Raw genomic sequence first — 14,312 nt, forward strand, 5'->3', positions numbered from 1 at the left:
GTCTGTCCGCTGTGACGCCGGTCGCGATAACGCGGCTGATATAATCTAATCGATTTAAACTTGCCAGTGCCATTGCGTCACATCCGCGTGTGCTCTTGACACGGGCGCTAGCCGGAGGCTTGTCGGCAAGCGATGCTTCCGGAGCCTTCGCAGGTGCAGCATAGTGCCGGATGGCAGCGAAAGCCAAAGGAGAAATCGGCGATGGACGCACATCTTTTCGATGGCCCGGCCAAAGGCGTCGCCGCTCGCCTTCAACGATGAGTGAGAAAAGCATGCGCCTGCAAAACAAAGTTGCCATCATCACCGGCGCTGCCTCGGGCTTTGGCGAGGGCATGGCCAGGCGCTTTGCCGAGGAGGGCGCGCGGGTAGTCGTCGCCGATCTGAACGCCAAGGGCGCGGAGCGCGTTGCCGGGGAGATCGGCGAAAAGGCGATCTGGACCCAGACCGACGTCTCGCTGCGGTCCGAATTCGACGACATGGTCCATGCCGCAATGAGCGCCTTCGGCCGCATCGACATCATGGTCAACAATGCCGGTTACACCCATCGCAACGGTGACATGCTGGAAGTCGACGAAGCGACCTTCGACCTGATCACATCTGTCAACATGAAGGCGATCTACCACGCAGCGCTTGCCGTAGTGCCGGTCATGGACCGGCAAGGCGGTGGCGTCATCCTGACGACGGCCTCCACGGCCGGTATCAGGCCGCGACCTGGCCTCACCTGGTACAACGCATCGAAAGGCTGGGCGATCACCGCGACCAAATCGATGGCAGTGGAACTCGCGCCGAAGAACATCCGCGTCAACTGCCTCTGCCCAGTTGCCGGCGAGACCGGCATGCTTGTGAAATTCATGGGCGCCGACACACCCGAGATCCGCGAGAAGTTCCGCGCATCGATCCCGCTCGGCCGGCTTTCGACGCCGCTCGACATTGCCAATGCCGCGCTTTGGCTTGCTTCGGACGAAGCGGCTTTCATCACTGGCGTGGCGCTGGAAGTCGACGGCGGACGTTGTATTTGAACGCCCGGGTCCTCAGGCGCAGGACTGGCTGATGGCAAGCCACCCGCGATCGCTGTGCCGGCCTTACGCCCCGGTTTTGACGTAGCTCTTGTACACCCAGCCGCGCTTGCCGTTGTAGACGATCTGGCACCATTGCTTGCAGCTCATCACCTGCACCGAGGTCTTGGCAGGCACGGTGAGAATGGCGGCAGCATTCTTCTTCGGGCCGATCCGCATGGTGACGGATCTCAGGATGCGTCCGGTACCCGCAGTATTGGCTTTTCCGGATTTTGCCTTGGTACCGTCGGCGTCCTCACTCGCGGACTGCGCCGCCGGCAGTTGCGGCTTGGGTGTGGGGATGGCGGCGGTCTGAGCACCGTCTGGCCCTGTGTTTTTCGTCGAGCTGCCGGGAGCCGCCACTTTGGCAAACAGTGCCGCAGCGTCGGGCTTCGCTGCCGGGTTAGCAAACGCCACCGCGGCGGACGATTTATTGGCCGCCTGCTCGGTCTGGCTTGCCAGTTGGTCGGATGCTGCCGTGGCGGCGGCCGATGCCGTCTTTGGCCCCGTCCAGCGCGGATCATTGGGAGCCAGCGCTGGTATCTCGGCTTCCGCAGCGGCAACCGCTGTGGAAACCGCATCTGCCTTGCCCGTCGTCCGCGGCGCCGCAGTGACCTTGGCAGGCATGATCTTCGTCGTCTTGACCGGGATGGTCGGAACGATCTGCTCCGGGCTTGCGGCCGCTTGTCGCTCATTTGCCGGCAATGCCAGCCATAGTGCCACCGCGGCAACGCCGAGCAGTGCGGCCGTGCCAAGCGCGGCGATTACCAGATGCGCGTTCGACCGGACCCCATGCCAGAACGTCGGCCGCATATCGTAACCGAATTGCATCGCAAGGCGCCGTCGTTCCGGCGCACCGAAACTGAAGGGCTCTCTCACTCTTGCCACCTCCATTTGCGGGCCGATGTTCTTACGACCCCATGCCGGAGAGCCGGCATTTCGATCGGCATCGGTCCCAAACCAAAGCGGGCAAGCCCGCAAAATTCCCCGTTCAGCTGCCCACGAGCATCATCTTTCGCCCGCGATTGTGGCATCACTGCGCCCTTGGCGGGAATTCTGCGCCCAGGTTAAGGATTCTGCAACGTCTGGTTAAATCCTGTCCCGCAACGCGTACCAGTTGAGCGCAAGAAAGAGCAATGGCGCGCGCAAACGCCGGCCGCCGGGGAAGGGAGGAATTTTCAGGTCCTCGATCAGCTTCAGCCGGTCGCGGTTGCCGGCGACCGTCTCCGCATAAAGCTTGCCGAAAAAGTTCGACAGCATGACGCCATGGCCGGAATAACCGCCGATCGAGATCACATTGGGCATCACTTCGCGCACGAACGGCTTTCTCGGCACGGTGATGCCGACATAGCCGCCCCAGCCATGGGTGATCTCGACGTCCTTCAATGAGGGATAGATCTCGGCGATCTGCCGGCGGATGTGGATGTGGATGTCCTTGGGATCGTTGACCGCGTAAATCTCGCGCCCGCCAAACAGCAGCCGCCCGCCCTTCGATTTGCGGAAATAGCGCACGACGAAGCGCGAATCGTCGACCGCCTCGCCACCCGGCAACACTTTGGAATCGGCTCCCAGCGGCACCGTTGCACCGATGAAGGAGCCGATCGGCATGATATGCGCGGCACTCACGGGTTCGAGCGTGCCGCCATGGGCATTGACCCCGATCAGGCATTTAGCGGCGGTGATCGTGCCCTTCGGCGTCGCAACATTGACCTTGCCGCCGCCGGAGGTGATGCCGGTCGACGGCGTCTGCTCGAAAAGCTTTGCGCCGGCCTGTGTCGCGACTTTCGCGGTGCCGATCACCAGCTTCAGCGGATGGATGTGACCGGTGCCGGTATCGCGGGTGCCGCCGAAATAATGCGTCGAGCCGAGCCGCTCGGCAGTCTCCGCGGCATCCATGAATGAGATGTGCGGATAACCGAACCGGTTTGCCATGATCTCGGCATGAGCCTTGTAGTCGTCGACATAGCGCTTCTTGTGCGCCACCGACATTTGGCCGGGCATATAGTCGATCTCGATCTGGTTCACCGCGGCGAAGTCGAGCAGATGCGCCTTGGCCTCTTCGGCCAGGTCGAACAGCGCCTTGGCGCGGGAAAAGCCGTATTCCGCTTCCAGCTCCTCTGCCCAGGCCCGCTGTCCGGTGCCGAGCTGGCCACCATTGCGGCCGGATGCGCCATCACCGAAACGATGCGTTTCGATAAGCACGACATTCGCGCCTGTCTTGGCGAGGTGAGCCGCCGCCGACAGGCCGGTAAAGCCGCCGCCGACGATCACCACATCGCATGTCCGGTCGCCGTCGAGCGCCGGATATTCGGGCCTTGGCCCGGCGGTGTCTTCGTACCAGGAGCGGCCGGGGGAGATTGGGGATTGGTAGGGCATGATGCAGCCAAGACTCGGAGATTTTTGCAGAGGCGGAGAGAAATAGTCAGTGGTGAGTAGTAGTTAGTGAATAGGAACGGACAGTAACGGTCTTGGTGCGATCCAGCCCCGTTCACTACTCACTAATGACTACTCACTACTCACACATTCAGCAGCAAATACTCCCTCTCCCACGGGCTGATCACTTCCATGAAGGTCTCGAATTCCGCTCGCTTGATCGCCGCATAGGTCGCTGCGAAGGATTTGCCGAGCAGGGCGCAGAGTTCCTCGTCGGCCTCGAACAGGTCGACGGCTTCGAGCAGGCTGCGCGGCAGGTCGATCTGGTCCTCGTTGGCGGTCGTCAGAACCGGCGGCTCGGCCTGGATCTTGTTGGTCATGCCGATCAGCCCGCAGGCGAGCGATGCCGCCAGCGCCAGATAGGGGTTGGCGTCAGAGGAGGGAATGCGGTTTTCGACGCGCCGCGCCGCCGGGTCGGAGCGGGGCACGCGGAAGGCCGTGGTCCGGTTATCGTAGCCCCATTTGTTGTTGACCGGCGCCGAGGCCGACTGCGTCAGCCGCCGGTAGGAATTGACGTAGGGCGCAAACATCACCAGCGCGTTCGGCACATGTTTCTGCATGCCGCCGATGAAGTGGAAGAAGGCGTCGGTCTCCGAGCCGTCCTCCGCCGAAAAGACGTTCTTGCCGGTCTTCTTGTCGATGATCGACTGATGGATATGCATGGCGGAACCGGGCTGGCCCTGGATCGGCTTGGCCATGAAGGTGGCGTAGATTTCGTGCTTCAGCGCCGCCTCGCGGATTGTGCGCTTGAACATGAACACCTGGTCGGCGAGCTCGATCGGGTCGCCGTGACGCAGATTGATTTCGAGCTGGCCGGCGCCCTCCTCGTGGATCAGCGTGTCGATCTCCAGGCCCTGGCTTTCGGAGAAATGATAGATGTCGTCGATCAGTTCGTCGAATTCGTTGACCCCGGCGATCGAATAGCCGGCGCCGCCGCCGATCGGCCGCCCGGAGCGCCCGACAGGCGGGGTGAGCGGGTAGTCCGGATCGGGGTTCTTGCGCACCAGGTAGAACTCGATCTCGGGCGCCACGACCGGTCTCAGCCCGCGTCTGTCATAAGCGGCGAGCACGCGCTTCAGCACGTTGCGCGGCGTGAACTCGACCGAGCGGCCGTCCTGGTGGACGAGGTCGCAGATAACCGCCGCCGTCGGGTCCTCCTCCCACGGCACCACGGTCAGCGTCGAGAGGTCAGGCATCAGCTTGAGGTCGCCATCGTCCTCCGGATAGTGGAAGCCGTTGCCGTCCTCCGGATAGCCGCCGGAAATCGTCGTCATGAACACCGCCGAAGGCAGTGCCAGCGAGGTATTGGAGGTGAATTTCTTCGATGGCATCATCTTACCGCGCGCAACCCCGGCCTGGTCGGGCGTGATGCATTCGATGTCTTCGATGCCGCGCCATTCCAGCCAGGCGCTGACTTCCTTCCAGTTCTTGACGCCACGTTGGTTTTTCACGAAGGCAGGCGTGCGGGCACGTCCTCCGCGGCTCGACGGACGGACTTCCTTTTTTGCAGGCGGCATCAATCACCAGATTTGTTGCAGATTGTGGAGTATAGCCGTTGCCGACGACGGAAGGGAAGGGGAGCCGGCTGGCATGCGCCTCGATAATCGGGGAAACACAACGACTTCCGGATAAAAGCCTCCTGGTTTAGGGTCGGCCTCCCGCAACGCTGCAATTAATGGGCCGCATGCAACACAGCCGCAAACTGACGACGATCGGCTTCGACGCCGATGACACGCTGTGGCAGAATGAACAGTTCTTCCGCATGACCGAGAAGCGCTTTGCCGCACTGCTCGCCGATCACGCCGAGGAGGACCGGATTTCAGCAAGGTTGTTAGAGGCCGAGAAGCGCAACCTCGCGGTCTACGGCTTCGGCATCAAGGGATTTACGCTGTCGATGATCGAGACGGCTATCGAGGTCACCGAGGGCCAGGTGCCGGCCTCAACCATAGCCGAAATTCTCGACGCGGGCCGCGAGATGCTCAGCCATCCGATCGAGCCGCTTCCGTATGCGCGCGAGACCGTGGAAAAGCTGGCCGGCGCCTACCGCCTGGTGCTGATCACCAAGGGCGACCTGTTCGACCAGGAACGCAAGCTGGCGCAATCCGGACTGGGAGCGCTGTTCCATGCGGTCGAAATCGTCAGCGACAAGAGCGCTGCCACCTATAGCCGCATCTTCAGCCGCCACGGCGATGGCCCGGAAAAGGGCATGATGGTCGGCAACTCGCTCAAATCGGACGTCGTGCCGGCCATCGAAGCCGGCAGTTGGGGCATCCACGTGCCGCATGAACTGACCTGGGTGCTGGAGCATGTCGAGCCGCCGGTCTCAGCACCGCGCTTTCGCCAGATAGCCAATCTCGGTGAACTGCCAGGCCTGATCGAGCGTATCGGCGAGATTGATTGATCAGGTCTGCGGTCGGCGCGTCGCCGTAGCGGTCAGTTGCGGCCGACCCCGACCAGCCGGTCAATCACCGGCTGCAGCCGTTCGGTGGTGATCGGCTTGACGACCACCGCATCGACGACGCTCGACAGGCCCAGGCTCTCCGGAGTGCCGGTCTTGACTGAAAGCAGGATCACTGACGGAAGCGATCTGCCTGACGCCCTTCGCAGTGCATCGATACCCGACAGCAAGGCGTCGCAGTCCCCGTTCTCCGCCCCGCCGTCGAGAACGACAGTCCCGGGTATCAGCGCGTACAAGGCCTTTGCCGCGGTTTCGGGAGTTTCCGAGATCGGTTTGAGGCCGGACCGCTCCACTATTTTTGAAACCACGACGCGGTTGATCGGTGATTTTCCGACCACCAGCACCCGCGAGAAATCCGGCAGCATCCGTGTCTCCATGTCCCGGCTAACGAAAGGCGGCTGTTTTGCAGGCTCGATATCGCGATTCGCTGGGCACATGGCGGGGCAGGCCGTTGTTCAACATTTCAATGCAGGGTTGAAACTCGAGAGTTAATTGGCGTGAGATCACTGCTCATGTCAAGCTCAAATGGCATATCAGGAGAATATCGCAAGAAACATTAAAATTAAAATTAAGTGCTTTCTTTGCCGCCGCCCGGAGGAGAAGTTGCCACCACAACCGGGCAGACTCCAGTGAACTTTAGCTTTGCAGCGCGAACGCACCAACTCGCAGCCGTAGCCGGGTTGACGAAAGGTTGGATGAAGGCGAGGCAGGTCTGTCGCGAGCTTGTCGTATCGTCTCGGCGGACTACCCTTCCTCGTTGGCTAAGCACGTCTCTTTGATCGACGGGAGATGACAATGGAACTCGTGACTCACAAGAAATTCAAAAATGGCCGGTTGATGCCGTGGGGAAAGGGTACGGTCGTTACCGGCGCAAAGGGGTTTGTCTACCTTTCCGGAAACACCGCGACCGTCGAGGACTACGATCCGATCGGCAAAAGCGGCGGCGGCGCCGTCGGCGGTGCGGCCGCGCAGTGGCGCGAAATTCTCACCAACATCAAATCAGACCTGGAAGAGCTTGGTACTGCGCTCGACCATCTCATCAGGCTGACCTTCTTTGTTAAGGGGCCATTTCCCGATGGCGGCGTTCTGAGCTCTCCCAATTTTCGCCTGGACGTCCTGGACGAATTCTTTGCCGAGCACTGCCCGAAGCACTGCAGCTACAACAACCCGCCGCCCTCGGAAGTTATCGGCGTTGCAGCACTTGCGCAGCCTGATCTTGTCATTGAAATCGTTGCACTAGCGGCTCTGCCGGACTAGGCAGAGCCGCGGCGTGCGGGGTGCGATAACATGCGCTCAAAAAAGGCGCGGTGCGGTAGAATTCATCAGTCGTGGCTCCGTTGCGTGACGATGACCGGGATCAGCAGGTCGCCCCAGTTGCCGTCGCCGCCATGGTGCCGTGCCGAGCGCACCAGTTCGACCGAGACGCCGGCCTCGACCGCCTTCATTACCGACTGATTGAGCCTGTGCAGATCGTTCGCCAGCATTCGGATGGTCGCCTGCTGGTCGACATTCATGCTGGTGGCCTGCTCTTCGGCCCGTTCCTTGACGCGGCTTATCGATGCCATTGGTCTTCTCCCTGTGTTGCCATGCCTGTTGTGTTGCCATGCCCTTTTGGGCGTTCCCTCTGTTTGTCTGCTATTCCGCTATTCCGCCGCCGGCCTGAATTGGGCGTGCTCGGTCGATCCATGCATGGCCGTGGTCGAAGACTGGCCACCGGTGATCGCCATCGAGACGGCGTCGAAATAGCCGGTGCCGACCTCGCGCTGGTGCTTGGTGGCGGTGTAGCCATAGGCTTCCGCGGCGAATTCCGCCTCCTGCAGTTCCGAATAGGCTGCCATCTGCCGCTCCTTGTAGCCGCGGGCGAGCTCGAACATGCCGAAATTGAGCTGGTGGAAACCGGCCAGCGTAATGAACTGGAACTTGTAACCCATGGCGCCGAGTTCCTTCTGGAACTTCGCAATCGTCGCGTCATCGAGATTCTTCTTCCAGTTGAAAGACGGCGAGCAATTATAGGCAAGCAGCTTGCCTGGATGATGCTTGCGCACGCCCTCGGCAAACGTCCTGGCCTGCCCCAGATCGGGCCTGGAGGTCTCGCACCAGATCAGGTCCGCATAGGGCGCATAGGCGACGGCACGGGCGATGCAGGGCTCGATGCCGTTGCTGACATGGTAGAAGCCCTCCGCCGTACGGCCGGCACCATAATCGACGAAGGGCCGGTCGCGTTCGTCGATGTCGGAGGTCAGGAGCTTTGCCGCTTCCGCGTCGGTGCGCGCCACGACCAGTGTCGGCGTGCCCATGACGTCGGCGGCAAGGCGCGCCGCGTTGAGATTGCGGATGTGTGCGGCGGTTGGGATCAGCACCTTGCCGCCGAGATGGCCGCATTTCTTCTCCGAAGCCAGCTGGTCCTCGTAATGGACGCCGGCCGCACCCGCCTCGATGAATGCCTTCATGATCTCGAAGGCATTGAGCGGCCCGCCGAAGCCGGCTTCCGCATCGGCGACGATCGGCGCGAACCAGGTGTCGACCGACAGCCCCTTGCCTTCGCAAGTCTCGATCTGGTCGGCGCGCTGCAGGGTGCGGTTGATGCGCTTGACCAGTTCGGGCGCCGCATTGGCGGGATAGAGCGACTGGTCCGGGTACATGGCGGAAGCGGTGTTGGCATCTGCGGCGACCTGCCATCCCGATAGATAGATCGCCTTCAGCCCGGCCCGCACCTGCTGCATCGCCTGGTTGCCCGACATGGCACCCAGCGCGTTGACGAAATCCGCTTCATGGATGAGCTGCCACAGCCGGTTTGCTCCCATTTCGGCGAGGCTCTGCCGGATCTGCACCGAGCCGCGCAGCCGCTTCACCTCCTCCGGCGAATAGGGCCGCTCGATGCCATCAAAGCGGCCTTGCGGCGCCGACGGGACAAGGTTGTAAAAGTCGGTCATTGATCACTCCAGGCGGGTTTGATGCCGGTTTTCGGATGGCGTCGCAGAGGGAAAAATGTGTGCGCCATGTGTGACATCATTTACACGCCGGCACGACGCAAGCGAGGTAAACCTCTAGATTAGCCAGAAAATAAGGGAAAACCTGTGTTGTGTTTGACTAATGGCAGCTGTAAATCTGTCATGATTGTAAAGGCCGCCATGCCATCGGCGGATGTAAATTTCTGTCAAGGGCAGTCGATTGGCCGACCATAAAATCTTCGCCGGGCCGCGCATTCGTCGCATCCGCAACGCCAAGGGGCTAACCCAGACGGCGATGGCCGAAGGGCTTGGCATCTCGCCGTCCTATCTCAATCTCATCGAGCGCAATCAGCGGCCGCTGACGGTGCAGCTGATCCTGAGGCTGGCATCCGTCTACAAGGTCGACCCGCACGAACTGCAAGGCGAGGCGCGGGGATCGGTCGCCGATTTGAAGGAAGTGTTTTCAGATCCGTTGCTGGCCGGCGAACTGCCGGGCGACCAGGAACTCATCGAGCTTGCCGAGGCGGCGCCCAACGCTTCCGCCGCTGTGATAAAACTGTTTCGCGCCTATCGCGAGCAGGCCAAGCGATTATCGGATCTCAACGAGCTGCTCGCGCGCGAGGGCAAGGCCACCGCACTCTCCGGTGCCCGGCTGCCGATCGACGAGGTGCATGAGATTTTCGAACGCCGGCCGAATCATTTTGCCGCGCTCGAAGAGGAAGCCGAGGCATTCACGTCGGTGCTCGATCCCGGCGACGATCTTTTCAGTGCGTTGAAGGCTTGGCTGCGGCGTGAATTCGGCATCGTCGTCAAGGTACTGCCGGTCGCCACCATGCCCAACTGGCGCCGTCGCTATGACCGTCACTCGCAACGCCTGTTCCTGTCCGAGCGCCTGTCGCCATTCGATCAGCTGCGCGAGGTGGCTATGGAGGCCTGTCTGATCCGGATGAGCGTCGCTGTCGCCGCTGAGATCCAGGCGCTGAAGCTGACCACGGACGAGGCCCGCCGGCTGGCGCGTTTCGAGCTCGGCCGCTATGCCGCGCACGCGCTGATGATGCCCTATCAGCCTTTTCACGCCGCTGCGGTCCGCACCCGCTACGACATAGACATGTTGCGGTCGCGCTTCGGCGTTTCCTTCGAGCAGGCGGCGAACCGGCTGGCCACGCTGCAGCGGCCGGGTGCGTCAGGTGTGCCGTTCTTCATGCTCGAGGTCGACAGTGCCGGCAATCGCTTCCGCAAGGCGGGCAGCCACGGCTTTCCGCAAAGCCGCTTCGGCGGCGGCTGTCCGAGGCTGCCGGTCCATGCCGCCTTCGCCCAGCCCGGCCAGATCCTGGTCGAGGCGGTGGAAATGCCCGACGGCGCAGCGTTTCTCTGCATTGCCCGCACGCTCGAGGGGCCGCAGGGCTCGTTTGCCGAGCGGCCGCGCCGCACCGCGCTGCTGCTCGGCTGCGACATCGGTTTTAGCGACGAGGTCGTCTATGGAGCGGCGTTGCCGAGGCCAGCTGCCATAGGCAAGACCGGACAGAGCGCCACGGCGACGGCGACGCCGGTCGGCCCTGCCTGCCGGCTGTGCGAGCGCATCGGCTGCCTCGCCCGCGCCGAGCCACCCGTTACACGCCCGCTCGGCCTCGATGAGATGGTGACGGGGCTGTCGGCATTCGATTTTCAGTGATTCGGCTCCAGCAATATTGCGGCTGAATCTTCGACCGAAGAACCTCATCTGTTCCTGCGGCGGCAACCAGTAAGCTGGTTCGCAGCTGCCGGCCAAAATATTGATTCAGCCAAAATATTGATTCAGCCGAATATTGATTCAGCATTGACAGTACGGTATCAAAAAAAAGAACTGCGCAACGGTCGGGGATCAATGATGGGCAGGACGGTTTTTTGGCTTGGCTTGGCGCTCGCGTTTTCGGTGGCCGATCCCGCATTGGCTGAAAAGTCCTCGGATTTCTTCAAGTCCTATCAACAGTATAATGATGCCGGCAAGGCGTTCCTGGACAAGATCGATCCGAAGACCGGCGCGATAAATCTTGCCGAAGGCATCCATCTCGATCTCAAGGACAAGTTCTATTTTCTGGACAAGAAGGACACGCTCTCCGTCCTCACCGAAGCCTGGGGCAATCCGCCCGACTCTGGTTCCGATGCCCTCGGCATGATCTTTCCAGTCTCCCATGATCCCATTGCCGATAACAATTGGGGGATAGAGCTGCGCTGGGAAAAGATTGGTTACGTCGACGACAGTGACGCCGCGTCCATCGATTACAATGAACTGCTGCGCAACATGCAGTCAGACACTCTGTCCGGCAACGATCAGAGGGTAAAGGACGGCTACGCGCCCATTACGCTGATCGGCTGGGCGTCGCCGCCGGTTTATGACGCGGCCCACAAGCGCCTTCACTGGGCCAAGGAGCTGCAATTTGGGAACGATGCCGCCCATACGCTCAACTACGACGTCCGTTTCCTTGGCAGGGAGGGCGTCTTCGTGATGAGCTATATCGCGACGGTGGAACAATTGCCGGAGATAAGGCAAAGCCTGGATGAAGTGCTTGGCCTCGCGGACTTCAATACTGGCAAGACATACGCCGATTTCGTGCCGGGCGTCGATACGGTTGCGGCGATTGGCGTCGGTGGCCTGATTGCCGGAAAGCTGGCGGCGAAAGCAGGTTTTCTGGTCGTGGCGCTGATCGCGCTGAAAAAGTTTGGCCTGCTCCTGCTGGTTCCGCTGGCCGGTCTCTGGCGCTTTATCCGCGGCAACAGGGGCACGTCCTAAAGCCATCGTCGACAGGTCGCCTCGGATCATCGCCGGGCGAGGGCGAGGCGCCCTCATTAGTGCGCCAAACGGAACATTGAACTGGATCACGCCCGGCCTTCTGCTTTGCGTTACGCGAATGAGGCACGTCTCTGTCGTCCATTGCACGTCGTGCTGCTCCGAATTCGCCGACAGTCGCACCCATGACCGATACCGCATCATCTCCGGTTGCCGCCTCGCCGATCGTGTCGCCGCAAGGGGAGCGCGTCGGTTTCCTGCTGGTATTTCTGTCGGCGCTGATGTGGAGCTTTGGCGGCACAATTGCGCGCTTCATCGACAACACTGACAGCTGGACGGTGGTGTTCTGGCGCTCGGTCTGGGCCGCTGCCTTCCTGCTCTGCTTCATGGTCTGGCGCGACGGCTGGCGTGGCACGCTGAAGCTGTTTCGTGGCATGGGCCTGGCCGGCCTTGCGGTGGCGTTCTGCTTCGCCACGGCGTCGACCTCTTTCGTCGTCGCGCTTGCCTATACCACCGTCGCCAACATCCTGTTGATGCAGGCCGGCGTGCCGCTTCTGGCGGCGCTGTTTGCCTGGGCGCTGTTTCGCGAACGGGTGGCGGTGGCGACCTGGTTGGCGATTGCCGCCGTCATTGCCGGCGTCGCCATCATGGTGTCGGAATCGCTCGATGGCGCGGTATCGCCGATCGGTGACGGGCTGGCGCTGCTCATCGCCGTCATGTTCTCGGTCGCCACCGTCATCACGCGCCGCTTTGCCCATGTGCGCATGACCCCGGCGACTTGCCTCGGCACGATGCTGGCGGCCGCCTTTGCGGCATCGCAAGCGTCGGCCCTCGGCGTCTCGAGCCACGATATGGGCTTTCTCTTTGTCTTTGGCGTGATCAATCTGGGACTCGGCCTCGCCTTCTTCGCCACCGGCGCCCGGCTTGTTCCGGCCGCCGTCGCGGCGCTGCTCGGCACGTTCGAACCGATCCTTGGCCCGATCTGGGTCTGGCTCATCCATTCCGAGGTGCCGTCGGCGCGCACCATCGTCGGCGGTGCGGTCGTCGTCACCGCGCTGCTCGTCCATATCGGGCTCGAATTCAAGCGTCAGACGCGGCCCGCGCGAGCGGGCGTCACCGGTGTGCCGTCGCCTAATTGATGCAGCGCACGCGTCAAAGCGAGATGAACCATTGACAATGTCGCGGCCGCGCGGGCAGGCTGCGATCACGGCAACAACAAGACAGGCGTATCTTGCCAAGTCTCCATGCCGGCCGCATCGAGGCCGGACAACATCGTCGTCTTCCTGCCCGCGCCGTAGCGAAAGCTTCCGACGGCGCCGGAACACCAGCAACGCCACGCCAAGTCTTCGCTGTCGCCTCGTCGCCGAACCATAATGGCGCCGGCAATTCGCGCTTGTCGCCTGCCTGCAAGCCCAATACCCTGAAGCAAATGCCCAGCCGCGCGGACGCCGCGACGAGCTGGCGACGGAACACTCATCAAAGGAGAATAGCATGACCCGCAAAGCGCTCTGGCTTTCGGCGACTTCGGCGTTTCTGGCAGTTTTCACCTTGGGCGCGCATGCCGAGGATCGCGTCGTCAACGTGTTCAACTGGTCGGACTATATCGACAGTTCGATCATCGACGACTTCACCAAGGAAACCGGCATCAAGGTCGTCTACGACACTTTCGATTCCAACGAGATCCTGGAAACGAAGCTGCTCGCCGGCGGCAGCGGCTACGATGTCGTCGTGCCGAGCGGCAATTTCCTTGCACGCCAGATCCAGGCGGGTGTGTTCCAGAAGCTCGACAAGTCGAAACTGCCGAACCTTTCCAATATGTGGGACACGGTCATGGAACGGACCGCCAAATATGATCCCGGCAACGAATATTCGATCAACTACATGTGGGGTACCGTCGGCATCGGCTACAACATCAAGAAGGTGCAGGCAGCGCTCGGCACCGACAAGATCGACAGCTGGGACGTGTTCTTCAATCCCGAAAGCCTGGCCAAATTGAAGGACTGCGGCGTCTATGTGCTGGATTCGCCGGCCGACATCATACCGGCGGCATTGAAATATCTGGGCCTCGACCCGAACAGCACATCGCCCGATGAGATCGCCAAGGCCGAAGAAACATTGCTGAAGGTCCGGCCCTATATCCGCAAGTTCCACTCGTCCGAATACATCAACGCTCTTGCCAATGGCGACATCTGCCTGGCGGTTGGCTGGTCGGGTGACGTCTTCCAGGCCCGCAACCGCGCCGACGAAGCCAAGCAGGGCGTCGAGATCGGCTACTCCGTGCCGAAGGAAGGTGCGCAGATGTGGTTCGACCAGATGGCGATCCCGGCCGACGCGCAGCATGTCGCCGAAGCGCATGAGTTCCTGAACTACATGATGAAGCCCGAAGTGATCGCCAAATCGTCGAACTATGTGCTCTACGCCAACGGCAACAAGGCTTCGCAGCAGTTCATCGACAAGGCGATCCTGGAAGATCCGGCGATCTATCCAGACGCCGCCACCTTGCAGAAGCTCTACACCGTTTCGCCTTACGATCCCAAGACCCAGCGCATCATCACCCGCACCTGGACCAAGATCGTCACTGGCCAATAACAATCTGAGCCAGGCCCCGGCAGCCGGCTGCCGGGGCCGCTTTCTCATGGGGCAAGCAG

At 61.6% G+C, this 14,312-nt stretch carries 13 protein-coding genes; 7 read left to right on the top strand and 6 right to left on the bottom strand.

Going from position 1 to position 14,312, the window contains the following annotated elements:
* Nucleotides 1-272: 272 nt before the first annotated feature.
* Nucleotides 273-1,019 carry an SDR family oxidoreductase gene (locus NKH83_RS10965; protein WP_352804050.1) on the top strand — a complete coding sequence of 249 codons (747 nt, stop codon included), beginning with the start codon at nucleotides 273-275 and terminating at the stop codon, nucleotides 1,017-1,019.
* A gap of 63 nt (nucleotides 1,020-1,082) precedes the next feature.
* Here NKH83_RS10965 and NKH83_RS10970 read toward each other — a convergent pair whose 3' ends face one another.
* From NKH83_RS10970 to NKH83_RS10980, 3 genes are all read right to left on the bottom strand, one after another.
* A complete protein-coding gene (locus tag NKH83_RS10970) occupies nucleotides 1,083-1,886 on the bottom strand; it encodes an SH3 domain-containing protein (RefSeq protein ID WP_352804053.1) in 804 nt (267 codons plus the stop codon).
* Between the two features lie 258 nt (nucleotides 1,887-2,144).
* Entirely contained in the window at nucleotides 2,145-3,431 is a 1,287-nt protein-coding gene (locus NKH83_RS10975) for an NAD(P)/FAD-dependent oxidoreductase (protein ID WP_352804056.1), read from the bottom strand.
* Nucleotides 3,432-3,571: 140 nt separating this feature from the next.
* Entirely contained in the window at nucleotides 3,572-5,005 is a 1,434-nt protein-coding gene (locus NKH83_RS10980; protein ID WP_352475854.1) for a glutamine synthetase family protein, read from the bottom strand.
* A 167-nt stretch (nucleotides 5,006-5,172) separates the two neighbouring features.
* Here NKH83_RS10980 and NKH83_RS10985 point away from each other — a divergent pair, with 167 nt between their 5' ends.
* A complete protein-coding gene (locus tag NKH83_RS10985; RefSeq protein WP_352476073.1) occupies nucleotides 5,173-5,889 on the top strand; it encodes an HAD family hydrolase in 717 nt (238 codons plus the stop codon).
* Between the two features lie 32 nt (nucleotides 5,890-5,921).
* Here the strand turns inward: NKH83_RS10985 and NKH83_RS10990 are convergent, their stop codons facing one another.
* Nucleotides 5,922-6,311 (bottom strand): ANTAR domain-containing protein, encoded by a 390-nt coding sequence (locus NKH83_RS10990; RefSeq protein WP_352804061.1) that lies wholly within the window; start codon nucleotides 6,309-6,311, stop codon nucleotides 5,922-5,924.
* 430 nt (nucleotides 6,312-6,741) lie between these two features.
* Here NKH83_RS10990 and NKH83_RS10995 point away from each other — a divergent pair, with 430 nt between their 5' ends.
* Nucleotides 6,742-7,203 (top strand): RidA family protein, encoded by a 462-nt coding sequence (locus NKH83_RS10995; RefSeq protein ID WP_254819286.1) that lies wholly within the window; start codon nucleotides 6,742-6,744, stop codon nucleotides 7,201-7,203.
* Nucleotides 7,204-7,268: 65 nt separating this feature from the next.
* On the opposite strand, the gene NKH83_RS11000 is transcribed toward NKH83_RS10995, so the two are convergent.
* A complete protein-coding gene (locus NKH83_RS11000; protein ID WP_023719402.1) occupies nucleotides 7,269-7,511 on the bottom strand; it encodes an SMc00767 family acetate metabolism repressor in 243 nt (80 codons plus the stop codon).
* Between the two features lie 78 nt (nucleotides 7,512-7,589).
* Complete coding sequence (gene aceA, locus NKH83_RS11005; RefSeq protein ID WP_352804064.1) at nucleotides 7,590-8,879, bottom strand: isocitrate lyase; 1,290 nt, start codon at nucleotides 8,877-8,879, stop codon at nucleotides 7,590-7,592.
* 238 nt (nucleotides 8,880-9,117) lie between these two features.
* On the opposite strand from aceA, the gene NKH83_RS11010 reads away from it, so the two are divergent.
* The 4 genes from NKH83_RS11010 (at nucleotide 9,118) to NKH83_RS11025 (ending at nucleotide 14,253) form a co-directional block, all read left to right on the top strand.
* Entirely contained in the window at nucleotides 9,118-10,569 is a 1,452-nt protein-coding gene (locus NKH83_RS11010; RefSeq protein ID WP_352804068.1) for a helix-turn-helix domain-containing protein, read from the top strand.
* Nucleotides 10,570-10,764: 195 nt separating this feature from the next.
* The gene (locus NKH83_RS11015; RefSeq protein ID WP_352778335.1) at nucleotides 10,765-11,667 is read left to right on the top strand and encodes a DUF2167 domain-containing protein; all 903 of its coding nucleotides are present in this window, start codon (nucleotides 10,765-10,767) and stop codon (nucleotides 11,665-11,667) included.
* A 182-nt stretch (nucleotides 11,668-11,849) separates the two neighbouring features.
* Nucleotides 11,850-12,803: a DMT family transporter gene (locus tag NKH83_RS11020; RefSeq protein ID WP_352804073.1), complete on the top strand. Its 954-nt coding sequence runs from the start codon at nucleotides 11,850-11,852 to the stop codon at nucleotides 12,801-12,803.
* Nucleotides 12,804-13,155: 352 nt separating this feature from the next.
* Nucleotides 13,156-14,253: a polyamine ABC transporter substrate-binding protein gene (locus NKH83_RS11025; protein ID WP_352804076.1), complete on the top strand. Its 1,098-nt coding sequence runs from the start codon at nucleotides 13,156-13,158 to the stop codon at nucleotides 14,251-14,253.
* Nucleotides 14,254-14,312 lie beyond the last annotated feature (59 nt).

The sequence above is a fragment of the Mesorhizobium sp. M0909 genome (assembly GCF_040319515.1).
Lineage (GTDB): Bacteria > Pseudomonadota > Alphaproteobacteria > Rhizobiales > Rhizobiaceae > Mesorhizobium.

What these genes read in the sequence shown, in the direction of transcription:
- NKH83_RS10995 (WP_254819286.1), top strand. Translation starts at nt 6,742, where the DNA reads ATGGAACTCGTGACTCACAAGAAATTCAAAAATGGCCGGTTGATGCCG.
- NKH83_RS11015 (WP_352778335.1), top strand. Translation starts at nt 10,765, where the DNA reads ATGGGCAGGACGGTTTTTTGGCTTGGCTTGGCGCTCGCGTTTTCGGTG.
- NKH83_RS10985 (WP_352476073.1), top strand. Translation starts at nt 5,173, where the DNA reads ATGCAACACAGCCGCAAACTGACGACGATCGGCTTCGACGCCGATGAC.
- NKH83_RS11020 (WP_352804073.1), top strand. Translation starts at nt 11,850, where the DNA reads ATGACCGATACCGCATCATCTCCGGTTGCCGCCTCGCCGATCGTGTCG.
- NKH83_RS10965 (WP_352804050.1), top strand. Translation starts at nt 273, where the DNA reads ATGCGCCTGCAAAACAAAGTTGCCATCATCACCGGCGCTGCCTCGGGC.
- NKH83_RS10980 (WP_352475854.1), bottom strand. Translation starts at nt 5,005, where the DNA reads ATGCCGCCTGCAAAAAAGGAAGTCCGTCCGTCGAGCCGCGGAGGACGT.
- NKH83_RS10990 (WP_352804061.1), bottom strand. Translation starts at nt 6,311, where the DNA reads ATGCTGCCGGATTTCTCGCGGGTGCTGGTGGTCGGAAAATCACCGATC.
- NKH83_RS11025 (WP_352804076.1), top strand. Translation starts at nt 13,156, where the DNA reads ATGACCCGCAAAGCGCTCTGGCTTTCGGCGACTTCGGCGTTTCTGGCA.
- NKH83_RS11000 (WP_023719402.1), bottom strand. Translation starts at nt 7,511, where the DNA reads ATGGCATCGATAAGCCGCGTCAAGGAACGGGCCGAAGAGCAGGCCACC.
- NKH83_RS10970 (WP_352804053.1), bottom strand. Translation starts at nt 1,886, where the DNA reads ATGCAATTCGGTTACGATATGCGGCCGACGTTCTGGCATGGGGTCCGG.
- aceA (WP_352804064.1), bottom strand. Translation starts at nt 8,879, where the DNA reads ATGACCGACTTTTACAACCTTGTCCCGTCGGCGCCGCAAGGCCGCTTT.
- NKH83_RS10975 (WP_352804056.1), bottom strand. Translation starts at nt 3,431, where the DNA reads ATGCCCTACCAATCCCCAATCTCCCCCGGCCGCTCCTGGTACGAAGAC.